Genomic DNA, 22,374 nt, shown 5'->3' with positions numbered 1-22,374 from the left:
TCGTGGCAGGGAGATCGAAAAGTTTATGCCGTTCCCAGTCGCCATCATAGTTATCGTCCCGCAGGGCGAACAGGTTGCCACCCAAATCCCCCGCATAGACCCGGTTGACATAACCGTTGTAGTCCCGATCGATCGGCGTGGCGTCAAGAATGCAATGGGTCATCGCTGACCAGAGGGCACCGTTCACGTTCAAACCGGTTACCGTACCGGTGCCGGCGGCAATCGCGTAAATGGCTCGCCCTGCCGAATCCGTTGCCGCCGGAGTCACTGCATCCTGGTTGACATCGTAGCCACCGGTCAGCAGAAATACGTCGTGCCCAATCTCACCGATTTTAAGTCGAATGGGCTGCGGCCGTGACCAGGACTGCCCGAGAGCCGCGCCCTCGCCGATTTCATCATCCCCACTGTTATCCCAATCCAGAACCTCCAGATGAGCCTCGGTAAGATGGTATTTCAAGACCGGTTGCAGAGGAATCGTCACATCGAGGGCATAATAGTAGACCCCTCCGCGCCGCTCGCCAAAGATCAGGGTCTTGCTCGTGCCGTCACTGAAGAGTGAAGGCGACCCATCAACGAAATAGTCATGGGTACCATTGCCGAGCTTTTTCAGCCGGGCAAGCTGGTCAGGCGGGACAAAAGCCCAGACTTCGCTGCCGTCATCGCCGTCAAAAGCATGCAACATACCGTCGTTGGCCCCCACATAGATGTAGGTTTTGGTCGTGTCGGGAGCCCCGTCCGAGTTGGTATCGATCAGGTGATATTGCGTCACCGGCTCCGAATGCACGATATCGCCCAGTGGCCATTCGCTATCTTCGGCCCGAACCGATCTGATCAGGTCGGCGCGCAGAGCCGCCCCCAGCCCCTCCACGCCTAGCAGGGTTGCGGTAAGGCCGGCATTAGCGTCAACAAACCGGTTGCTGCTGTCGAACAGATTTGGGGTATTTCCATCAAGATAGGTATAGATCTTCCGACTATCGTTGGTGATCAGATTGCCGCCGGCGCCGCCCTTGTCGACCTCGTAGCCGTCGACGACCGTGGACCACAACGACTGCGCAGCCAGTTTGATCATGCCATCGGCATCGGTCGCCGGCCGGTCGTTCTTATCCAGAAGCCCCCCCGCGGCCGTCAGCTTGTAAGCTTTGAGATTGCCGCGCCAGCGTCCGCTCTGCTTGGGTTTAAAAAAACCCATATAGATCCGGTCACCGGCAAAGGCCCGGTTGCCGCTGCTGGCCGGAACGACCGGAGCGACAAACGAAGCATTGCGCTCCTGGATACTGTCGATAATGGTGTCGAAAGCATCCTTGAGCGCCAGGGAATTCTGGGCGGTAAAATAAGCGCCGCCGCCGCGGGTTGCGGTACTCCTCAAGAGTGGCTGATCGGTCTTGAAACCGATCGTATAAGTCGTTACCGTCTGCTTTTCAAATTGGTCACCCGCTGCCCCCAGATCCGACCGCAGATCCTTGGTCTGCAGATACGCGGCGACATCGTCCAGAAGTGACCCCGCCACACCGACTACTCCAGCATCTGTCAACGCCGGCTCGGGCGCTCCGAGATAGCTCCTGCCGGGCATGGTATCAACGTCATAGGGTTCCCCGTCGGTCATCAAAATGATGTAATTTTTCTGACAGGGGTACGCAATCGGACTGGTGTGCCGAATGAACGCGCTGCCTGATTTATTAAAGAAGCTGGTTTTCCCGGCAAAGTAGAGCCCCGCCTCGGCCAGGGCTTCCGGCAGGGGCGTCGCGGCATTGGCCACGACCCCATTGACCGCAGGGATCAAGGTAGCCTTCTGTGCGCCGATTGCCTGGACCACGCGGCCTCCATCCGAGTTCGGAGGGGATCCTGAGGTTACCGCATTGAAGGTCATCAGACCAAAATTGGCCATGTCGGTCGCATTGAGCAAATTGACAACCGCCTCCTGGGCTACCTCCAGCCTGGTGCGCATGTAGTTGAGATAGTTGCCCATGTACAAGGTTTCGGTGTGATTTGGATCTTCACTGCAAATAGCTTTATTGTTCCCGGATATTTTGATTTTGGTATTTTCTACCACCCCCTGATTGCCCAAGTCCGTCGCTACGGGCCTTACCCTGTCACAGGTAACATGAGCAAGACTATCGACGTAACCACCGTACTCAACAATCGGGAATGAGGCGGTCTTGTTGAAAATTTTACTGGAAGCAAAAGGGCCGGAGTAGGTTTTATTTTTGTCATATGGCTGCGCAGGAACAATATCCCGCGAGGTCATCGAACCGGAATTATCAAAAATAATCAGCACATTCGGCTTGACATCGACCGACCCGATGCCATAGATGTCGAGGTCTTCGGCCACCACCAGAGCCGGCCAGGTCAAACAGATTACCACGGCAAGAACGCAACCAAGTTTTTTCATAGGCCCCTCCATCAATCTTAGATGGTTGACTGACGACTATTTATTTTGCAGTACCCACGCTCCGGACTGAATTTGCCTGCTGCCGTCGGGCGAAACGGAAGTGACGCCAAAACGTTTGATCACGAAGAACTTCATCCCATGCCCGGACCCCTCGGGAGGAGAAACCTCGTGACGCTGCACCGGCAGGTTGTTGGCGGCCGCGGCCGCTGCGTCCTCGTCCTGAATGGGCCGGAAAGCCAGGGTTCCCAGGGGGTCGCCATTTTCGTCGATCATGGTCTTGTTGTCCAAGACCGCCGTAGCCGCATCATTCTCGATATCGGCGTGAAATGCGTCCGTCATCCAAAAGTTTTTATTTTCGTAAGCTACCGCCAACGCCGCGTCGGCAGCATAAAACTGGTCGGTCACCTGACGATTGAATCCCACCCATTTGAATTCGCCGGTGGTCCTTGAGAGACTCAAAATCCACAAAAAACTCAGGAAAAAGACGCTGACAAGAATATAAGGCAAGACCGCCCCCTTCTCATCACGCAGCCTTCGCTGCTCTCTGGCTTTATTCATAAATTTCGCCCCTGCACGGTGGTGGTCAAGCTGCGGGTAAAATTTCCCCCGCCGGATTTGTCATCCCGCAGGGTCAGATTGAAGATAATCACTCGAACCTTGAAAGGATCCGTTACCGGATCATTTTCTGCGTCCAGGTAGGTAAACGTCAGGTTCAAAACATCGTCGCTCATGGTCGTCCAGCTTTCGCTGGCGGTCCCTTCATCGTACCCCCGCCGCAACGAACCCCCAGAAAATTCAAAGGTGATCCGTTCCTGCAAGCCGTTCTCAATTACCCCGTTGAGATTGGCGTCCCGTGTCATGCGAAGTTTGGTTGCCGTGGCGATTTCGACGCCGGCATCGGCGGTTCCCAGAGGATCAAGCCCGGTCTCGCGCAAGATCCGCACCATGCCCCCCATGGCATTACGCCCGGCGGATTGCACATCGACGACAGAATTCTGATCGATGACCGTCCGGTTCATGTTCAGAAAAACCGAGAAAACAATCCCGCCGATGACCGCGGCAATCGCCATGGCCACAACCATTTCAATGAGAGTGATCCCTTTTTGATTCATGATCCGGCATCCCTCGCCAAAGAACGAAGCGTCACTTTATGATCGCCGCCATCCCAGCTGACCTCCACCGCAACCCAGCGGGAACTTGCCGTGGGCCCAGCCGTAATCGTCCAACGGCGTTGATACAACCCATCGTCTGGAGCGTCACCGTCATTGGCCAGACTGGCCACCGGCCGCACATTGAGCAGCTCCTCCAGCTTTCCCTGCGCCAGAAAACGGCCTTCGGTCATGCGCTGGGAGGAGGCGTTGCCACGGATCGACGACAGAACCATGGTCAGGATGGCCGTCATGGCAATAGTGAAGATCGCGACCCCTACCATCAGCTCAACAAGGGAATAACCCCGGGCATTTTTCAGCGGTTTCGGCAGGAAACTCTCTTGCGACACCATAAAAAACCTTCGTAAGTACGAATTGTCAGCTTTCGCTGTTGGCGAATTAAGTCTTTGATCAGTTCAGAAAAGTGTAACTGAGCATGCAGGCATTGAATGGGAATGCAGAAAGGGCATTCCCCCATTTGGAATAGGAGCATCTGAATTAAATATATTTAGCAAAATCCATACCACAGATTCGCCAAGTCGGAAACTGTTATTTAATCCCCGGCCGTTCACACCATCCGATGATCGCGTCCGCTTTTGTGCAGGTAATACTCGTAGTCCCCCTCGTAGGGGCGCATCTCGCCATGGTCGATCTCGAACACCCGGTTCACCAGGCTGCGCAGAAAGTGGCGGTCGTGGCTGACCAGCACCAGGGTGCCGGTGAAGCCCTGCAGCGCCTCGAGCAGGATCTCGCGGGACTGGATGTCGAGGTGGTTGGTCGGCTCATCGAGAACCAGGAAGTTGAGCGGCCGCCCGAGCAGGGTGGCCAGCACCAGCCGGCTCTTCTCGCCGCCGGAGAGCTTGTCGATCCGCTTGTCGACGTCGTCCCCCTGGAACAGGAAAGCGGCGCAGAGGTTGCGCAGCACCCCGACGGTAGCCATCGGCAGGGCGTCCTGCACCGTCTCGAAGACGGTCCGTTTGGGATCGAGCAGATCCATGGAGTGCTGGCTGAAGTAGCCCAGATGAACGTTGGCGCCGATGGTCGAACTGCCGGTGGTCGGCTCGGTCTGCCCGGAGAGCACCTTGAGAAAGGTCGACTTGCCGGCGCCGTTGACCCCGACCACGGCAATCTTCTCGCCCCGGCGGATCAGACCGGAAACTCCGCCAAAAACCGACTTGCCGCCGCCATCCGGCAGGGGCCAGGTTTTGCCCAAGCCGTCGAACTTGACCACGTCATCCCCTGATCGGGGCGGTTCGACAAACTCGAACTTGATGGTTTTCTGCTCCGGCGGCAGCTCGATGCGCTCGATTTTCTCCAGTTTCTTGACCCGCGACTGCACCTGGGCGGCATGCGAGGCGCGGGCGGCGAAGCGGGCGATGAACTCTTCTTCCTTGGCCAGCATCTCCTGCTGGCGACGGTGGCTGGCCAACAGCTGCTCGCGACGGATCTCCCGCTCGCGCAGGTAGAAATCGTAGTTGCCGCCGTAGGTGGTGATGGTGCCGCCGCCGACCTCGATGATGCGGGTCACCAGGCGGTTCATGAAGTCGCGGTCGTGGCTGGTCATCAGCACCGCCCCTTTGTACTCTTCGGCCAGCCAGTTCTCGAGCCAGACGATCGACTCGACGTCGAGATGGTTGGTCGGCTCGTCGAGCAGCAGCACGTCGGGGTTGACGGTCAGGATCCTGGCCAGGGCGATGCGCATTTTCCAGCCGCCGCTGAAACTTTCGACCGGCCGACCGTAGTCATCGGGGCCGATGCCGAGACCGGTGAGCACCGCCTGGGCGCGGCTTTCCAGGTCGTAGCCGCCGCGGTGCTCGAACTCCTCCTGGGCGTCGCCGTACCTTTCGAGCAGGGCGGCCAGGGCATCGTCCTCCATCGGCTCGCACATGGCCGCTTCCATCTGCTGAATCTGCTCGCCCAATTGCACCGTGCGGGCGGAGGCGGCCATCACCTCCTCGAGGGCGCTGCGGCCGGCCATGTCGCCGACCTCCTGGGAGAAATAGCCGATCACGTTCTTCTTGCTGCAGCTGATCTCGCCGGCATCCGCCACCTCCTCGCCGGTGATGAGGCGAAAGATGGTCGACTTGCCGGCGCCGTTGGGGCCGACCAGGCCGCTGCGGGAGCCGGGGAGGATCTGAAAGCTGGCATTGGCGAAGAGCACGCGACTGCCGTGCTGGCGGGTGATGTTGGTCAGGTGAACCATGTTGAATCTCCGTCGAAAAAAGTCCCGCACTGTTAGCACGAGCAGGCCGGTCGGCGCAACCCCCTTCTCACGCCACGGCCAAGGAAAACCCTTTAAGGCTCCGATGAATATTTTTATGTTTTTTGCCCTTAAAACGCATCTGTCCCCTTAATTTTTTTTTTGATTTCGGTTATACTTCGCTCGTTTCACCAAAACCCTCAGCAAGGAGCAGATAATGAACGTCGGTATTGTCGGATGGCGGGGCATGGTCGGATCGGTCCTGATGCAGCGCATGCAGGAAGAAAACGACTTCGCCGGTATCGAGCCGGTCTTCTTTTCCACTTCCCAGGCGGGCCAGGCCGCGCCGATGAACGCCGGCACCCTGAAGAACGCCGATGACATCAGCGAGCTGAAGAAGCTCGACGTGATCCTCACCTGCCAGGGCGGCGACTACACCAAGGCCGTTCACCCCGAACTGCGCAAGGCCGGCTGGAAAGGGCACTGGATCGACGCCGCCTCGACCCTGCGCATGGAGAAGGACGCCGTCATCATCCTCGACCCGGTCAACCGGGGCGTCATCGATAAGGCACTGGCCGCCGGCCAGAAGGATTTCATCGGCGGCAACTGCACCGTCAGCCTGATGCTGATGGCCCTGGGCGGACTGTTTCGCAACAACCTGGTCGAGTGGATGACCTCGATGACCTACCAGGCCGCCTCCGGCGCCGGCGCCCCCAACATGCGTGAGCTGCTGTCGCAGATGGGCTCGCTGCACGGCACCGTCGATGCGCTGCTGGCCGATCCCGGCTCGGCGATCCTCGAGATCGACCGCAAGGTGACCGGGGCGCTGCGCGACGGCTCGATGCCGACCAAGGAGTTCGGCTTTCCGCTGGCCGGCAACCTGCTCCCCTGGATCGACCGCGAAGTCGAAGACGGCCAGAGCCGCGAGGAGTGGAAGGGGCTGGTCGAGACCAACAAGATTCTCGGCAGCGAAAAACCGATCCCCATCGACGGCATCTGCGTCCGCGTCGGCGCCATGCGCTGCCACAGCCAGGCGCTGACCATCAAGCTGAACAAGGACGTACCGATCGCCGATATCGAGGCGATGATCGCCAACGACAACGAGTGGGCGCAACTGGTGCCCAACACCAAGGCCGACAGCCTGGCCAAGCTGACCCCGGCCGCCGTCTCCGGCACCCTGATGACTCCGGTCGGCCGGGTGCGCAAGATGAAAATGGGCCCTCAGTACCTCTCGGCCTTCACCTGCGGCGACCAGCTGCTGTGGGGCGCCGCCGAGCCGCTGCGGCGCATGGTCCGGATCCTCAGCGAGAAATAAACCGGCATGTCGTAGGGGCGGCCCCGCGTGGCCGCCCGTGCTTCCGCCAACATCGAAAACCAAGGGCGGCCACATGGGGCCGCCCCTACCAACAACCGCAGGGCCGGGCCGTGAGACCCGGCCCTTCCTCTATCCGGGAGTTTTCGTGGAATTCACCTTTCGCACCGTCGGCATCATCCGTTCGTGCTTCAAGGAAAAATTCGGCATCCCCCGCCAGCCGGGCCTGGCCCCCGACGCCCGCGCCACCCTGGAATTGCTCCCCCCGTACAACTGCGCCGAAGCCCTGCGCGGGCTGGAGGACTTCTCGCACCTCTGGCTGCTCTTCGTCTTTCACGCCTGCCCGGACAACCAGCAGCGCACCACCGTGCGCCCGCCCCGGCTCGGCGGCAACCAGCGCCTGGGCGTCTTCGCCACCCGCGGCACCCACCGGCCCAACCCGATCGGCCTGTCGGTGGTCGAGCTCGTCGGCATCGATCAAAAAAACGGCCAATGGCTGCTGGAACTGAAAGGGGCCGACCTGCTCGACGGCACCCCGGTCCTCGACATCAAACCCTACCTCCCCTACGCCGACAGCCTCCCCGAAGCCCGCGGCGGCTTCGCCGACAACGCGCCGCCCCCCTCGCTGCGGGTCGAGTTCAGCGCTGAAGCCCTGGCCTGCTGCCGGGAGCTGGAAGCCGACCGACCGGGGCTGCGGACGCTGATCGAGCAGATCCTGCAGTACGACCCGCGACCGGCCTACCGGAAGAATCAGGAGATCCCACGGGTCTACGGCCTGCGGCTGTTCGACCGGGACGTGCGCTGGCAGGCCGGCGCCGGCTGGGCGAAGGTGATCGAGATCGTGCCCGCCGGACCGGGCTAGCGGCGCAACCATCCATCCTGCAAGCCCTTTTTGCGGTTTTCAAGGGGGCCAAACTGTGCTACCAATGTTGAACGCGCTGTCTCTGACCCACTTCATTTAAGGACGTATCCGATGCCCTTCGACAAGATCGCCCTCCAGGTTCCGACCATCCTGCTCCCCAAAACCGGCCTCGACCTCAGCAAGTGGGCGGTGATCGCCTGCGACCAGTACACCTCGCAGCCCGAATACTGGGACAAGGTCGAAGAGCTGACCGCCGGGGAGCCGACGACCCTGAACCTGATCTTTCCCGAAGTGCACCTGGAAGAGCCGGACGGCGACGCGCGGATCCGCGCCATCAACGCCGCCATGGAGAGCTACCTCGACGAGGGGGTTCTCGAGTCGCAGACCCCCGGTTTCATCCTGGTCGACCGCGCGACCGAGCACGCGCCCTCGCGCAAAGGGCTGATGGTTGCCCTCGACCTTGAGCAGTACGACTACCGGCCGGGTGCCGACACCCTGATCCGCGCCACCGAGGGGACCATCCTCGACCGCCTGCCGCCGCGCATCCGGGTGCGGGAGAAGGCGCCGATTGAACTGCCCCACATCATGGTGCTGATCGACGACCCCGAGCAGACCGTCATCGAGCCCCTCTGCCGGCGTCAGCTGCCGGTCGCCTACGACTTTCCGCTGATGCTGGGCGGCGGTCACCTCAGGGGCTGGCGGGTCGACGACCCGGCGGCCATCCAGCAGGTCGTCGACGCCCTGGACCGGCTGGCCGAGCCTGGGCGATTCGCCGCGCGCTACCAGGTCGATGACCAGCCGGTGGTCCTTTACGCCATGGGCGACGGCAATCATTCCTTCGCCACCGCCAAGGCGATCTGGGAAAAGCTCAAGGAGACGGCCGCCGACCGCGAAGCGATCATGGACCACCCGGCCCGTTTCGCCCTGGTCGAACTGGTCAACATCCATGATCCGGGTCTGGAATTCGAAGCGATTCACCGGGTGCTGTTCGATATCGAGTTCGACCAGCTGATCCAGCAGGCGGAAGCATTCTACCGGAAAGCCGGCGCCGCCTTCAGCTGCGAACTCTGCGGCGACCTCGATTCGCTGCCGGAAAAGAGCCGCCGACTCAAGCAGGAAGGGCGGCACCTGATTCCCTTCATCGCCGGCGAACAATGCGGCCTGTTCGTTATCGACAACCCGCCGCTGCACCTGGTGGTGGCCACCCTGCAGGCCTTTCTCGACCACTTCCTGGCCGATCACCCCAAGGCCCGCATCGACTACATCCACGGCGAAGGAACGGTCACCGCGCTGGGCAAGCGGCCGAGCAATCTCGGCTTCTACCTGCCGGCCATCTCCAAGCACGACCTCTTCAAAACCATCATCCTCGACGGCGCCCTGCCGCGCAAGACCTTCTCCATGGGCGAAGCGGACGAGAAACGGTTCTACATGGAGTGCCGCAAGATTTCCCTCTGAGCGGGGGGGAAATCGGGCCAGCGTCCCGGCCCGCCCTTGACAGCCAGACAAGTGCAGTGATACAAACGGTTAATCTTCCGGGATGAAGGCCCTGTCCCGGCGGCCAGCAAACCCTTTGCCTTCCACACCTTTTTGCCATGGTCCCGGTCGCATGAAATTTTTCTTCATGAGAAAAGCTGCCCTGCTGGCCCTGCTGATCGCCGTCCTGGCCCCCTCCCAGGCCAGTGCCCAGTACAAGGCGCTGCTGAAATCCGGGGAAGAGCTGTACGCCTCTGACTACTGGGTGGACAAGGTGGACAAAGAGGTCATCCGCCTGCTCACCAACGGCACCATGACGCGCATCCCCCGCAGCACCGTCCGCTACATCGCCCCGGTTGCCCCCGGCGACCGCCGGGTTAGAACAGCCATCAAGCGGATCACCTTTGCCCCAAAGAACAATTACGTGGCAGCGCTGCCAGAAACAGAGCACGACGACACGCCTGCGAACTCCGAGTCGCGGCTGCCGCCCCCCCAGGATCCTAAAGCAACCGCAGAATTCTTGCGGAATGAAGCGGAACGGATCGACCGGGAACGGGAAGCCGCCAAGAACGACTTCAGAAAAGCACTTAACGGCGGGGATTTTTCGATGCGGCAGCGGACGCGCCAGAGGATTCTCGACCTGACCGAAGAACGATCAAAACTGCTGGAGAAAGTGAAGGTCGCCAGCAGCGGTGTCATTCCCGCCTGGTGGCGCTGGAAAACCGAAGACTGAGCTGACCCGGCTATCCCTGCCGGGACAGCTGGCCCCTGAACTCACCGGCTGAAACCGGCCGGCTGAAAAGATACCCCTGAACCTCGTTGCACTGGTGGCTCTGCAAAAAATCGAGCTGCGTCTCCGTCTCGACCCCCTCCCCGACCACCCGCAGATTCAGGCTTTGAGCCAGCGCGATGGTCGCCCTGATGATCGCCGAATCCTGCTTGCCGTTGCCGATCTCCATGACAAAAGACCTGTCGATCTTCATCACGTCGATGGGGAAATGCTGCAGGTAGCGCAGCGATGAATAGCCGGTACCGAAATCGTCGATCGCCAGCGACACGCCAAGCGCCTTGAGCTGCCGCATGGTTTCGATGTTCCTCTCCACCGATTCCATGAGCATACTTTCGGTGAGCTCCAGCTCCAGGCAGGTCGGGTCAAAACCGGTCCGCTGCAGAATCCGTTCGACCAGATCCGCCAGCCCGGGGTCCTTGAGCTGACAGCCCGACAGGTTGACGGCCATCTTTACCGGCGGCAGGCCTTCGGCCCGCCAACTCTGAGCCTGGGCGCAGGCGGTCTGCAGCACCCATTCGCCAAGGGGCAGAATGAGTCCGGTCTCCTCGGTCACCGGGATGAACCGGTCAGGGGAAACCGCCCCCAGTTCGTCATCCTGCCAGCGCAGCAGCGCCTCGACACCGACGATGCGGCCGCTGGCAAGATCGACCCGCTGCTGGTAATGGAGTGAAAAACCTTCGAGCCGGCCGACGGCGTTGCGCAAACGACTCTCAAGGCGCAGCCGCTCGCGGGATTTCTGGTCCATTTCCCGGGAAAAAAACCGGAAACAGCCGCGCCCCCCGGCTTTGGCGTGGTGCAGGGCGGCGTCGACATTTTTCAGCAGGGAAACGCTGCCCTTCCCGTCGTCCGGATAGAGTGCGATGCCGATGCTCAGAGACGAAAAGATTTCCTGCCCGGCCACCTGGAAGGCGCGGGAACAGACCGCCATGGCGTCGCGGGCGAGGCCGGCGACATCCTCGGCCTGTTTGACCCGGGGCAGCAGCACGACAAACTCATCCGCCCCCAGGCGGGCCAGGGTATCGCTGGCGCGAAAGACCCCTTTAAGCCGAGCAGTCATCTCCTTGAGCAGCAGGTCGCCGACATCGTGCCCCAACGAGTCGTTCACGTACTTGAACCGGTCAAGATCGAGCAGCAGAATCGCCAACCGCTCATTTCTGGCCATATGCTCCCGCTCACCCTGCAGCAGGGCCTGGTCGAGGCGGTTGAGCAGCAGGGTCCGGTTGGGCAGCCCGGTCAGGCTGTCGTAGTACGCCAGGCGGGTGATTTCCTTCTCGGCCTGCTTGCGCTCGCGGATGTCCCTGATGATACAGATGATCCCGCCCTGCTCAGGCCGGGCCGAATCGATCCGCGAGCAGGAAAACCAAACCGGTACCGGCCGGCCGTTTTCCTGCAGGACCGTTGTTTCGTGATTGCGGATCCTTCCGCTGACCATCAGCTCATGCACTCCGCCAGGCGTCCTGAGCGTCTCCTGCTCGCCGAACAGGCTCTGCAGGGGCTGCCCGAGCAGGGAGACGCGGGAGACCCGCAACAATTCGAGGGTCGCCTGGTTGACCTTAACGATCCGGTCGTCCTCCCCGGTCACCACCAGGGGATCGATGATTGACTGCAGCAGCTGGTCAAGCGCCTCGCGACCGGCATGTTCGAGAGCGATACTTTCGGTCATCTGGTTGATCGAATCGGCTAAATCCTGCAGTTCGTCGCCGCGCCGGATATTGAGCCGGTGTCCCAGCTCCCCGGCGCTAACCAGCTGCGTATGGTGGACGATCTGGCGCAGATGCCGCAGCAACGGCTCGCTCAGCGCAACAATCAGCGACAGCCCGAGCATCAGGGCGACCAGGGCGACCAGCAGGGTGATGTATTTCATCTGCAGGGGGGCGGCCATGAAGTCCGCGTACGGCATCGACACGGCCACCGTCCACCCGATCGAGGGGACGACAGTCGCAGCGACATAACTGTCGGTTCCGTGAATCAGGTCGCGCCGGACCCCGCCCGAATGGTCGCCATGAGCGCCGGCAAGCGGTGAAACTTTCGCCGCCATGACGACCACGCCAGGCTTGCCGCAATCGGCGGAACAATAGAGCAGCCGACCGTCCCGGCCGAGCAGGCAGATCCGATCCTGAATATCGTTCTTCTGCTCCTCGAGTTCATGGGAGAGCAGGGCAACCGGGATCACCCCCCTGAGCAGCCCGATAAAACGATCGCCGAAATAGTCGAACCGGGCCATCACCAGCTGCAGACCCGGCTCTCCCAGCTCGGGAATCAGCTGCGGCCCGACGGTTATAATCTGATTGGGCCGGCTCATGGCCTCCTGAAACCAGGCCGCCTCCGCAAATTCGGCGAACTGCTCCGTTTTCTTTCCGCTGACGACCTTGACCTCTTCGCCGCCGCTGCTGTTGATGTAGCTGAGAACCGGAAACTTGAACTGAAACTTTGCAAAATGCCTGGACAGGGGAAGGTCGCGAAAATTGACATGGTAATCGAGCGTTTCGATGCGCTGGAAAACCTCTCTGTAGTTTTCCAGGTCGTGCTCTACCAGGCTGGCCAGGTGCTCGGAGCGCGCCCTGAGATTCGCCGACTGGGTGCTCTTGACCGAATCGACCAGCAGCAGGTAGCTGCTGCCCGCCACCATCAGCAAGCTGAAGAGGATCCCGGCCGCCTGGACCAGCATGAATTTATGCTTGAGCGAGCGCAGCATTTTCACGTCCCCGGCGAAATGGTTCGCCGTTAGTCATCGCGGGTGCGTTACTTTGGCAAATCCGCTGAAGCCGGCACCACGCCGAAATCACGGATAATCTTTTCACCGGCCGGGCTGCCGACGAAATCGAGGAACATCCGGGCCGTTGCGCTTAGAGGCTTTTTCCAGACCAAAGCAAAAGGGGTGACCGCCGGATAATCTCCCCGCAGGACAGCCGCGGCATCGGCAGCGACACTGTCCAGGCGAAAGACGACCAGCTTGCTGCCGCCCAGCGCGGCCAGCGGGACGTAGGCGAGGGTGAACGGGACGGTCTCGAGAATTTCGACCGTCTGCGGTGTCGAATAAATGACTTTACCGGCCGGCGTGTCAATTTCTTGAAAACCGGACAGCTCCTGCTCGAGAACCCGGCGGGACGAATCCCCCTCTTCGCGAACGGCGAGATAAATCTTCTGGTCCGGGCAGGGGCCCAGCTCTTTCCAGTTGCTGATCGCCCCCGAATAGAGGCCGAGGATCTGCTCCGAGGCGAGATTATCCAGGCAGCCCCCGGGCAGATTGGCGGCGAAGACCACCGGCGACCAGGCAAAAACCTGGTACTCAAGGCCGAGGTATCGCTCCTTGTCATTGAGTGGACGGGAGACCCGCCCCAGTTCACTGCGACCACCGGCGACCGCACGCACGCCGCCCGTCGAACCGATACTCTCCCCCACCTCGACCACCAGCTCCGGATGGGCGGTCGAAAAGGCCTGGGCCAACCCCCGCAGCAGTTCCTGGCTGTCGCCGGACCCTTCAATCAGGACGCGAGGTTCCGCAGCAGCGGCCGCTGAAACCAGAAATACCAGGACGGCCGCCACGGCGGTCAGGGACCGAACAAACCGAACCATAAATCAAAACTCCTTGCGCACAACATTCAAACACAGACATGTGTCAGCAAGCTCCGTGCCCTGCGCCGGAAAACCGCAAATAAAATTATCGCCGGCAGTCGCCGGAAACCTGGCCCTTCATTACATTTCTGGGAAAAAGACGTCCTTGTTTTTTTCGCTGGTTACCATCAAAATAAGATTCCCATATGCCTTTTCGAATTTATCCGATGGAGAATCGAACATGAGCGAACCCAACCATGCCCCCCTCGCCTGCGCCAACTGCAGCGTCCTCTGGAAAAAACAGGGCACCACCAACTGCTGGAGCGCCCCGGAAGGGCGCCCCCCCCGTCCCGGCTACTGCCCTTCGGAACGGGAAGCGACCATCATCGAGGAATCGTTTCGCCAATACACCGGCGATGACGGCGATGCCAAACTGGCGCGGGTGGCCGCCCAGGTCGAAGGACTCTGCTATCAGCCGGTACCGGGCTCCGACGCGGTCAATGCCCGCTGGACCAGGGTCGAGGACACCATCGCCCTGGCCAAGCTGATGGGCTACCGAAAAATCGGCATCGGCACCTGCATCGGCCTGCTCGAAGAAAGCTCCAGACTGGTCGACATCCTGCAGGCCCAGGGGTTCGAGCCGCTGTCGGTCTGCTGCAAGGCCGGCAGCATCGACAAGCTGGAACTGGGCCTTAGCGAAGAGGACAAAGTTCGCCCGGGCACCTTTGAACCGGCCTGCAACCCGATCGCCCAGGCCCGCCTGCTCAACCAGGCCGGCACCGACATGAATATCATCGTCGGTCTCTGTGTCGGCCACGACATGCTGTTCGCCAAGCACTCCGAAGCACCGGTCACCACCCTGGTGGTCAAGGACCGGGTCACCGGCCACAACCCGGTCGCGGTACTCTATGGCCAGAACTTCTACTACAAACGCCTGCAGAAGCAGCCGGTGCTCGAAACAAAAGAAAAAGAAGAATAAACCTGGCTCATTAGATATTTTCGGCGCAGATCCTGCTAACTCCCCACCCGTGGGCAGAGGGCCGGTCCCATCGCCACACGGGTCGACGCGAAGTCGACAAACCCATTTTCCTGTCCATTACCGCACATATCGGGCTTGTGAATAAAACCATCCTCAACATCCTGATTGTCGTCCTCAGCCTGCTGCTGTGGATTCCGCCCCAGACAGCCGCCTGGGGAGCCCCCCGGGTGGCGGTTCTCTATCCCGAAGTGCGGGAACCCTACCTCTCGGTATTCAACAACATCATCCGCGGCATCGAGTCGCGCAGCGGCAGCCAGGTCATCCCCTACGCCCTGCCGGAGAATTTCGACCCTGGCAAGGTCCAGAAGTGGCTCTCATCCCGCCGGCCGGACAGCGTCATCACCCTGGGAAGTCGCGGCTTTCAGATGGCCAAATCACTGGAAAACCGGATGCCGGTCATTGTCGGCGCGGTGCTGCTGGCCCCGAACGGGCTCTCCGGCATCAGCATGGCCGCCGACCCGGCCGCCCTGCTGCGCAACCTGAAAACACTGGCCCCCAGGACCAAGCGCGTCTTCGTCGTTTACAATCCCGCCGACAGCGGCTGGCTGGTTCAACGGGCAAAGGACGCCGCCCGGGAAAACCAGCTCGAACTGCTGGCCTTCCCGGCCAACGACCTGCGCGAGGCGGTGACCGCTTACCGGGACCTGATCGAAAAACAGCTGGGGGACACCGACGCCGTCTGGCTGACCATGGACGATGTCGGCGGCAACGACAAAGTCGTTTTGCCGATGCTGCTTGAAGCCGCCTGGAACAAACGGTTCGTCCTTTTTTCGAGCAAACCTTCGCACGCCAAACAGGGGGCGCTCTTCTCCCAGTTCCCCGACAATTACGGGCTGGGGCAGAGCCTGGCTGAAATGGCCAGGCAGATGAATCAGGGGACCAATCCCGCAACCCTGATCCCGACCAAAGACCTGCAGACCGCGGTCAACCTGCGAACGGCGGCTCATTTGGGCTTAAACTTTTCTTCGGAACAGCAGGATTCGTTTCAGCTGAAGTTTCCGTAACCTGCGGCGGAACAGGAAGAATTGATGATTCACTGGCTTTCTCAAATCGGCTTTCGCGGCAAACTGCTCGGCATTGTCGCCATCGGCATTTTCGGCCTGGCCCTGACCGCCGCGCTGACCACCGCCTGGGTCAGCAGCAACCGGACCCAGGAGCTGATGCTCGCCCAGGGGCTGCAGATCACCGGCAACCTGGCCGACCAGAGTCTGCTCGCCCTGCTCTACCGCAGCGAAGAAAACGCCCTGAAGCCGATGAAGACCATCCTCAGCTTCCCCGACGTCCGCCTCGCCGGGATTCTCGACCCCGAGGGGACCGCGCTGTTCACGCTGGGGACGGATGACAGCAGCCGCCCCTCCATGTCGCTGTCGCCGGCCATCGAGAAACCAGCCCTGATGCTGGAAACGGAGTCCGAGTGGTTTTTCGTCGCCCCGGTCTTCAGCGCCGAAGATTCCAGTGAAAGAAATGAAGGCGAGGCGCTCTTCGCAACCCACAGCGCCAACAGAGAACTGCTCGGCTACGCCTACGTGAACATGGGGAAAAGCACCCTGCGCAACATGCAGCTGCATCTCTTCTGGAACAACATCGCCATTGCCTTCACCTTTGCCCTTGGGCTGCTGCTGCTGATGAATCTCGGCATCAAGCGCATGACCCGGCCGCTCTACGAACTTTCCGGGGTCATGGAAGAAGCGAAAAACGAGGGCACCCACGTCTATGCCAAACTGCAGGGGCCGAAAGAAATCATCCACATGGCCGGGGTGTTCAACATGATGATGAGCAGCCTGCAGGAACGCGATCAGCGCCTGCGCAACCATCGGGAGATGCTGAAAACCGAAGTCGCCATCCGCACCCGCGAGCTGGTTCAGGCCAGAGACGCCGCGCTCACTGCCAGCCGGCATAAATCCGAGTTTCTCGCCAACATGAGCCACGAACTGCGCACCCCGTTGCAGGCCGTCATCGGCTATGCCGACGTCGCCAGGGAAGAACTCGAGATCGAAGGCCGCTACGACAGCGTCGAAGACCTCAACCGGGTCATCCACAACGCCAAGCGGCTGCTTTCGCTGATCAACAACATCCTCGACCTGGCCAAGGTCGAAGCGGGGCGAATGGAACTCAGCCTCGAGCAGGTCAATATCCGCAACCTGCTCAAGGAGGCCCTCGAAACCGTAAAGCCGCTTATGCAGCAGAACGGCAACCTGCTGGAATCAACGATCGACGGCGAGCTCAAAGATCTGCGCATCGACCGCGAAAAGCTGCTGCAGAGCCTGCTCAACCTGCTCAGCAACGCCGGCAAGTTCACCACCAGCGGCACGGTGACCCTGGCTGCCCGCCTCGACAGGAAACTGCTGTGCATCGACGTCAGCGATACCGGGATCGGCATCTCTCCGGACCAGCAGGTGGTCATTTTCGAAGAGTTCCGCCAGGCCGACGGCAGCACCACCCGCAAATTCGAAGGAACCGGCCTCGGCCTGGCCATAACCCGGCGCTTCTGCCGGCTGATGGGCGGCGACATCCTGCTTTCCAGCACGCCGGGCGCCGGCTCGACCTTCACCATCCGCATCCCGCTGCCGATCCAGGTCGAAACCGCACCGGAATCCTCGCCCCTGCCGCCCGGCGAACAGCAGGCTGCGTTTGAATTCGACCGCGAAGAAACTGAACCATCCGCCGACAGGCCAGACGACACCGCCCCGGCGCCATCCTGGCCAGAACCACAGACAGCGCAGGCATAAATGATCCGCATGTATTTTCATATTCGAACTTCCCGGAGGGGGCACTTTAATGATTCGACACTTTACCGATCCGTAAATTCGGAAGGCAGTACCTTGCCGCCTGAATCACAGGGGGAAGCATGAAAAGAGCAAGAGTCCTATTGATCACACTGGCGCTGACGGCAGCCCTCCTGCCCAGCGCTTGGGCCCAGGACGACGATCTGGCGGCGCTCTACGGCGACGAGGAATTCATCAGCATCGCCACCGGCAGCAAAAAACCGATCACCAAGGCCCCGGCAGTCGCCAGCGTCATCACGGCGGAAGACATCAAGGCGATGGGGGCCACGACACTCGATCAGGCACTCGAAACCGTCCCCGGTCTGCACGTCTCGCTGTCGACCTTGAGCCGGCTCGACTCGGTCTACTCGATTCGCGGCATCCACACCGGCTTCAATCCCCAGGTGCTGATACTGATGAACGGGATATCCTTCCCTGAGCTTTGGTCCAGTGCTCATCCGATTCTGTTCCGTCTGCCGGTCGCCAACATCGAGCGGATCGAGATCATTCGTGGACCGGGCTCTGCCGTCTACGGAGCCGACGCTTTCGCCGGGGTCATCAACATCATCACCAAAGAGGCTGCCGACATCAGCGGCACACAAATCGGAGGCCGGACGGGATCTTTTGATACCCAGGACTTATGGCTACAGCACGGCGATACCTATGCCGGCTGGGATGTGGTTTTTTCCTTCGAATGGCAGACTACCGACGGCGACCGTGATCGTGTGGTCAAGAGCGACGCCCAGACCGCCTTGGACGCCCCTGATGCCTTCGGGACCAGCGCATCACTCGCACCGGGGGCACTGGACACCCGCTACGAGGTGCTCAACACACACCTGAATATCGAACGCGGCAACTGGCGCTTCCATCTATGGAATTGGCGACTTGAAGATGCCGGCTTAGGAGCCGGCGCTGCCCAGGCTCTCGACCCCAAGGGAAGCCAGAGCGACAACCTGTATCTGACCGACCTTACCTGGCACAATACCGACCTGCACCCCGACTGGGACCTGACCACCCGCGTCAGCTATCAGTACCTGGACAATGACATCGACTTCAACCTGCTGCCGGCAGGAACAACCCTGCTGATAGGCTCTGACGGCAATATCAATTTCACCAATCCGGCAGGCGTGGTCTCCTTTCCCGCAGGGTTACTTGCCAGACCGGATGGCACATCTGAAATTGCGGGGCTGGACCAAACACTTGTCTATTCAGGATTCGATAATCACAGCATTCGAATTGGGGCCGGCATCAAGCGCCAAGAATTAGACACACAAGAGTCAAAAAACTTTGGGCCCGGTATAATCGATGGCACAGAAGGGCTTGTCGATGGAACCATGACAAATGTTTCCAACACTCCTTATGTTTATGCTCCAGACAAATCCCGTAAAGTCACCTTCCTGTCATTGCAGGATGAATGGCAATTCGCTCCGGACTGGGAACTGACCGCCGGTATTCGCTACGATGATTTTTCCGATACAGGCGACACAGTCAATCCCCGCATGGCCCTGGTATGGGCCACCCGGCACAATCTGACGACCAAGCTCCTTTACGGTACCGCATTCCGAGCACCGTCCTTCTCTGAACTCTATGCGGTGAACAACCCGGTCGCCCAGGGGAACAGCCACCTTGAACCTGAAACTATCGATACCCTGGAGTTGGCATTCGACTACAAACCCACGCTTGACCTTCAATTTGGCCTGAGTCTTTTCGCCTACGAAGCCAAGGATCTCATCGAATTTGTCCCCGACCAAAACGGCACGTCGCGCACTGCCCAGAATGCTCGTGACCAGGATGGTCACGGTTTCGAACTGGAAATGGACTGGAAAGTCACAGAAAGGCTCCGCTTCCGCGGCAACTATGTCTGGCAGCATTCTGAAGATAAAAAGACGAATAAACGAATTGCTGATGCACCAGGGCAACAGGCCTACCTGAAAGCCGACTGGAAGTTTCTCCCCGCGTGGACGTTTTCCCCACAGGCAACCTGGGTAGGCAACCGAGTTCGCGCGACCAGCGACCCTCGACCAGAAATCGATGATTACACATTGGTCGACCTGACATTACGACGTAACAACCTTTACAAAAATCTGGATGTCGCTCTTTCGGCCCACAATGTTTTTGATGAAGACGCCCATGAGCCAAGCGACGGAACTATCCCCGATGATTACCCGCTGGAGGGTCGCAGCGTGTGGTTTGAAATGATTTGGAGAATGTAAGAATGTCAAGCATCCATGGGAAAGTACGCCGGCGTGAGGAAACGTTCACCCAGCGACCAATGACAAAAATCTGGAAAGAAAAGGCTTCATCGGAAAACCCATATATTGCCGAAGACTGCAGTTGTCACGGCTACAATCTGTTTGATCTGATGGAAAAACGCAGTTTTGTTGATGTTTTGTTTCTGCTCTTTCAAGGTGAACTTCCCTCCGTGGAAAAAGCTCAACTGCTCGAACAACTGATGATAGCCCTGATCAACCCAGGCCCTCGTCACCCCGCCACTCGGGCTGCCATGTGCGTCGGCGTAGGCAAAACGGATACCACCCAAATCCTTCCTGTGGCCCTGACCACGCTTAGCGGGCGCCACCTCGGCGCTGCAGAAATCGAAGAAAGCATGCGATTTCTCCGCAAGGAAATTAAAAACGACCCCAACCTCGTCTCAGACACACTGTTTGCCGAAGCGACTCCTCCGACCGAAGGCGATTGGCATGTCGCTCCCGGCTTCGGTTGCCGCTTTGGCGGCATCGACAAGCTACCCCAGAAGCAGGCCGACAAGTTATCCTCATTGCCCGCCGCTGGCAAATGCTTGGCATGGGGACAGACTTTTGCAAAAGCTTTGAACAATCACGGTCACGGTTGGCTAGCAACAGGGTTAGCTGCAGCCATCTTCGCCGACCTCGGGATTCAGCCACGTTTCGGGCCAGGCCTTTTTCAGTTGCTCAGTGCCCCCGGCATGCTTGTTCATGGAATGGAGTTTGCCAACAAGCCATTGACGGCTTTACCCTTCATTAAAGACGAGGATTATTTCATTGAGCGTTGATACAGAAAGAGGCGATACCAACTTTTGGGACGAGAAGCGCGGTGTCATATATAGCCGTAACGGCGGCTGGATTATGGGAACTGGTGTATTCTGTCATGGTTTCAACATGATGGAGGATCTAGTCGGGAAGGTTTCCTACGGCCAGTTTGTCGTATTAAATGCAACAGGTAAGCTCCCTACAAAAAACCTTGCCGACTGGGTTGAAGCGACCTACATCTGTATGAGTTGGCCAGATCCTCGCATATGGTGCAATCAGGTTGCTGCCCTCGGCGGTTCACTACGAACCTCTGCCATTGCCTCCACCGCTGCTGGTGTGCAAACAGCATTTTCAAGGATTTATGGTCCTAATACCCTGATTGACGGGGTAGCATTCATCCAAAAAGCTGCTGAGAAATTCAGAAACGGACTGAGCGTCAAGGAAATCGTTGAACAGGAGGACGCAATCCCCGGCGGCAAACCTGTTATCATGGGCTTTGCACGTCCGGTAGCAAAGGGGGACGAACGAATTGAAGCCATGGAAAGAATTGCCAGCGAACTTGGATTCTCCCACGGGGACCATATGACTCTGGCTTTTGAAATAGAAAATTTCCTGATGGCCGGATATGATGAAGGACTTAACCTCACCGGCTACATGTCAGCCTTTCTGGCCGACCAGGGGTTCTCACCAGAAGAAGCATGCCGTCTATGTTCTGCCATCGTTTCGAGTGGCGTGACAGCATGTTATGTTGACACCTACGAACGCCCTCCCGAAACCTTCCTCCCCATGCGCTGCGACGACATCGACTACCAGGGCAAGCCGCCGCGCCCGGTTCCCGACAAATAGTCAGGGGCGGCCCTGGAATCCAGGGCCGCCCCGATAGTTTGCACTCAGTTTTTTATCCAGACATTTCGAACGGCTTCCTGCTTTCCGCCCTTCTTCCCCACCAGCGCCTTCATGCGGGCGCCCATGGGCGGCGTCTCTTCCGGGTCGATGTGGATTTCGAGCAGGGTCGGCCCGGCGTGGCGGCAGATCTTGCCCACATCAAGGGCGGCAAAATCTTTCGGCGACCGGATGCAGTAGGCCTGGGCCCCCATGGCCCTGGCGATCATGCAGAAATCGACCGGCGGCAGCTCGAAAGCCACCGGCTCCCCCCCTCCCAGCCGCTGTCCGTGCTTGACCATCCCCAGCGCACGATCGTTGATCACCGCGAAAATCACCGGCAGCTTCTCAGCAACCGCGACCGAGAGTTCCTGGCCGCTCATCAGGTAACTGCCGTCACCGGTCAAACAGACGACCGGGCTGCCCGGGCAGCCGAAGGCGGTTCCTACCGAAGCGCCGATGGCCCAGGCCATGGCGCCGAAACCCATGCCGATGCGGTACTTGCCGCTGCTGCGCGGATGCAGGTAGTGGGTCGCCCACGACCAGCTGTTGCCGGCGTCGACCAGGAAGCGGGTCTCATCGGGAAACCTGGAGGCCAGTTCGAACATGACCCGCTGCGGCTTCAGCGGCGCATCGTCGGCCTGGCAGGCGGCGCGGTCGTCGAGAAGAATTCCGGCGGGCAGTCCGTCGGCGTCGGCCAGGTGAATTTCGACCGGACTGTCATCCTTGTTCTTCACGGCCCGCAGTTGCCGATTGAGACTTTCGAAGACCAGCCGCGGATGGCCGCAGACGTGCAGCCGGGCCATGGGCGAGCGAGTGAAATGTTCGGCGACGACATCGATGTGAACCAGCTTGTCATTGAGCAGCCGGTTTTCGTCGCCGCCACAGAGGATCGTCTCGCCGAGCTTGGTATTGACTGCCAGCACCAGGTCGACGTCCTCGTCAAACAGG

General features: G+C 59.9%; 18 protein-coding genes. 10 read left to right on the top strand and 8 right to left on the bottom strand.

Annotation, left to right across the window (positions count from 1 at the left end):
- The 5 genes from ABYV89_RS04045 to ABYV89_RS04025 form a co-directional block, all read right to left on the bottom strand.
- A partial coding sequence (locus ABYV89_RS04045; protein ID WP_432821649.1) for a pilus assembly protein occupies positions 1-2,389 on the bottom strand: 2,389 nt, incomplete at its 3' end.
- A gap of 36 nt (positions 2,390-2,425) precedes the next feature.
- Positions 2,426-2,947 carry a hypothetical protein gene (locus ABYV89_RS04040; RefSeq protein ID WP_432821648.1) on the bottom strand — a complete coding sequence of 174 codons (522 nt, stop codon included), beginning with the start codon at positions 2,945-2,947 and terminating at the stop codon, positions 2,426-2,428.
- Positions 2,944-3,501 (bottom strand): prepilin-type N-terminal cleavage/methylation domain-containing protein, encoded by a 558-nt coding sequence (locus ABYV89_RS04035; RefSeq protein WP_432821647.1) that lies wholly within the window; start codon positions 3,499-3,501, stop codon positions 2,944-2,946. The genes ABYV89_RS04040 and ABYV89_RS04035 overlap by 4 nt, the downstream gene beginning before the upstream one ends.
- Positions 3,498-3,890: a type IV pilus modification PilV family protein gene (locus ABYV89_RS04030; protein WP_432821646.1), complete on the bottom strand. Its 393-nt coding sequence runs from the start codon at positions 3,888-3,890 to the stop codon at positions 3,498-3,500. Before ABYV89_RS04030 ends, ABYV89_RS04035 begins: the two co-directional genes overlap by 4 nt.
- A gap of 215 nt (positions 3,891-4,105) precedes the next feature.
- Positions 4,106-5,740: an ABC-F family ATP-binding cassette domain-containing protein gene (locus tag ABYV89_RS04025; protein WP_432821645.1), complete on the bottom strand. Its 1,635-nt coding sequence runs from the start codon at positions 5,738-5,740 to the stop codon at positions 4,106-4,108.
- Between the two features lie 214 nt (positions 5,741-5,954).
- On the opposite strand from ABYV89_RS04025, the gene asd reads away from it, so the two are divergent.
- From asd to ABYV89_RS04005, 4 genes are all read left to right on the top strand, one after another.
- Entirely contained in the window at positions 5,955-7,052 is a 1,098-nt protein-coding gene (gene asd / locus ABYV89_RS04020) for an aspartate-semialdehyde dehydrogenase (RefSeq protein ID WP_432821644.1), read from the top strand.
- Between the two features lie 145 nt (positions 7,053-7,197).
- Positions 7,198-7,911, top strand: a complete 714-nt coding sequence (tsaA, locus tag ABYV89_RS04015; RefSeq protein ID WP_432821643.1) for a tRNA (N6-threonylcarbamoyladenosine(37)-N6)-methyltransferase TrmO — start codon at positions 7,198-7,200, stop codon at positions 7,909-7,911.
- 111 nt (positions 7,912-8,022) lie between these two features.
- Positions 8,023-9,366, top strand: a complete 1,344-nt coding sequence (locus ABYV89_RS04010) for a DUF1015 domain-containing protein (protein WP_432821642.1) — start codon at positions 8,023-8,025, stop codon at positions 9,364-9,366.
- 166 nt (positions 9,367-9,532) lie between these two features.
- Positions 9,533-10,117 carry a hypothetical protein gene (locus ABYV89_RS04005; protein ID WP_432821641.1) on the top strand — a complete coding sequence of 195 codons (585 nt, stop codon included), beginning with the start codon at positions 9,533-9,535 and terminating at the stop codon, positions 10,115-10,117.
- A 10-nt stretch (positions 10,118-10,127) separates the two neighbouring features.
- Here the strand turns inward: ABYV89_RS04005 and ABYV89_RS04000 are convergent, their stop codons facing one another.
- Both ABYV89_RS04000 and ABYV89_RS03995 read right to left on the bottom strand, forming a co-directional pair.
- A complete protein-coding gene (locus ABYV89_RS04000; RefSeq protein ID WP_432821640.1) occupies positions 10,128-12,869 on the bottom strand; it encodes a bifunctional diguanylate cyclase/phosphodiesterase in 2,742 nt (913 codons plus the stop codon).
- A gap of 47 nt (positions 12,870-12,916) precedes the next feature.
- Positions 12,917-13,750, bottom strand: a complete 834-nt coding sequence (locus tag ABYV89_RS03995) for a PstS family phosphate ABC transporter substrate-binding protein (protein WP_432821639.1) — start codon at positions 13,748-13,750, stop codon at positions 12,917-12,919.
- 220 nt (positions 13,751-13,970) lie between these two features.
- Between ABYV89_RS03995 and ABYV89_RS03990 the strand changes: the two genes are divergently transcribed.
- From ABYV89_RS03990 to ABYV89_RS03965, 6 genes are all read left to right on the top strand, one after another.
- A complete protein-coding gene (locus ABYV89_RS03990) occupies positions 13,971-14,708 on the top strand; it encodes a DUF1847 domain-containing protein (RefSeq protein ID WP_432821638.1) in 738 nt (245 codons plus the stop codon).
- A gap of 137 nt (positions 14,709-14,845) precedes the next feature.
- Positions 14,846-15,772, top strand: a complete 927-nt coding sequence (locus ABYV89_RS03985; protein WP_432821637.1) for an ABC transporter substrate-binding protein — start codon at positions 14,846-14,848, stop codon at positions 15,770-15,772.
- A 24-nt stretch (positions 15,773-15,796) separates the two neighbouring features.
- Positions 15,797-17,497 (top strand): sensor histidine kinase, encoded by a 1,701-nt coding sequence (locus ABYV89_RS03980; RefSeq protein WP_432821636.1) that lies wholly within the window; start codon positions 15,797-15,799, stop codon positions 17,495-17,497.
- Positions 17,498-17,616: 119 nt separating this feature from the next.
- Entirely contained in the window at positions 17,617-19,746 is a 2,130-nt protein-coding gene (locus tag ABYV89_RS03975; protein WP_432821635.1) for a TonB-dependent receptor plug domain-containing protein, read from the top strand.
- A gap of 2 nt (positions 19,747-19,748) precedes the next feature.
- On the top strand, positions 19,749-20,564 hold the full coding sequence (locus ABYV89_RS03970) for a citrate synthase (protein WP_432821634.1): 816 nt from the start codon (positions 19,749-19,751) through the stop codon (positions 20,562-20,564).
- Positions 20,554-21,387 (top strand): hypothetical protein, encoded by an 834-nt coding sequence (locus ABYV89_RS03965; protein WP_432821633.1) that lies wholly within the window; start codon positions 20,554-20,556, stop codon positions 21,385-21,387. Before ABYV89_RS03970 ends, ABYV89_RS03965 begins: the two co-directional genes overlap by 11 nt.
- A 44-nt stretch (positions 21,388-21,431) precedes the next feature.
- Here ABYV89_RS03965 and ABYV89_RS03960 read toward each other — a convergent pair.
- The coding region (locus ABYV89_RS03960) for a thiamine pyrophosphate-dependent enzyme (RefSeq protein ID WP_432821632.1) at positions 21,432-22,374 on the bottom strand (943 nt) is incomplete at its 5' end.

The organism is Trichloromonas sp. (assembly GCF_041583255.1).
In the GTDB taxonomy this organism is placed as follows: domain Bacteria; phylum Desulfobacterota; class Desulfuromonadia; order Desulfuromonadales; family Trichloromonadaceae; genus Trichloromonas.
Note: the sequence above shows the minus strand (reverse complement) of the source record. Positions and strands in the feature narration are given on the sequence as shown.

Excerpts from the sequence above, each read along its gene's own strand:
- ABYV89_RS04040 (WP_432821648.1), bottom strand. The coding sequence starts at position 2,947 with ATGAATAAAGCCAGAGAGCAGCGAAGGCTGCGTGATGAGAAGGGGGCG.
- ABYV89_RS04035 (WP_432821647.1), bottom strand. The coding sequence starts at position 3,501 with ATGAATCAAAAAGGGATCACTCTCATTGAAATGGTTGTGGCCATGGCG.
- ABYV89_RS04030 (WP_432821646.1), bottom strand. The coding sequence starts at position 3,890 with ATGGTGTCGCAAGAGAGTTTCCTGCCGAAACCGCTGAAAAATGCCCGG.
- ABYV89_RS04025 (WP_432821645.1), bottom strand. The coding sequence starts at position 5,740 with ATGGTTCACCTGACCAACATCACCCGCCAGCACGGCAGTCGCGTGCTC.
- asd (WP_432821644.1), top strand. The coding sequence starts at position 5,955 with ATGAACGTCGGTATTGTCGGATGGCGGGGCATGGTCGGATCGGTCCTG.
- ABYV89_RS04010 (WP_432821642.1), top strand. The coding sequence starts at position 8,023 with ATGCCCTTCGACAAGATCGCCCTCCAGGTTCCGACCATCCTGCTCCCC.
- ABYV89_RS04005 (WP_432821641.1), top strand. The coding sequence starts at position 9,533 with ATGAGAAAAGCTGCCCTGCTGGCCCTGCTGATCGCCGTCCTGGCCCCC.
- ABYV89_RS04000 (WP_432821640.1), bottom strand. The coding sequence starts at position 12,869 with ATGCTGCGCTCGCTCAAGCATAAATTCATGCTGGTCCAGGCGGCCGGG.
- ABYV89_RS03995 (WP_432821639.1), bottom strand. The coding sequence starts at position 13,750 with ATGGTTCGGTTTGTTCGGTCCCTGACCGCCGTGGCGGCCGTCCTGGTA.
- ABYV89_RS03990 (WP_432821638.1), top strand. The coding sequence starts at position 13,971 with ATGAGCGAACCCAACCATGCCCCCCTCGCCTGCGCCAACTGCAGCGTC.
- ABYV89_RS03980 (WP_432821636.1), top strand. The coding sequence starts at position 15,797 with ATGATTCACTGGCTTTCTCAAATCGGCTTTCGCGGCAAACTGCTCGGC.
- ABYV89_RS03975 (WP_432821635.1), top strand. The coding sequence starts at position 17,617 with ATGAAAAGAGCAAGAGTCCTATTGATCACACTGGCGCTGACGGCAGCC.
- ABYV89_RS03970 (WP_432821634.1), top strand. The coding sequence starts at position 19,749 with ATGTCAAGCATCCATGGGAAAGTACGCCGGCGTGAGGAAACGTTCACC.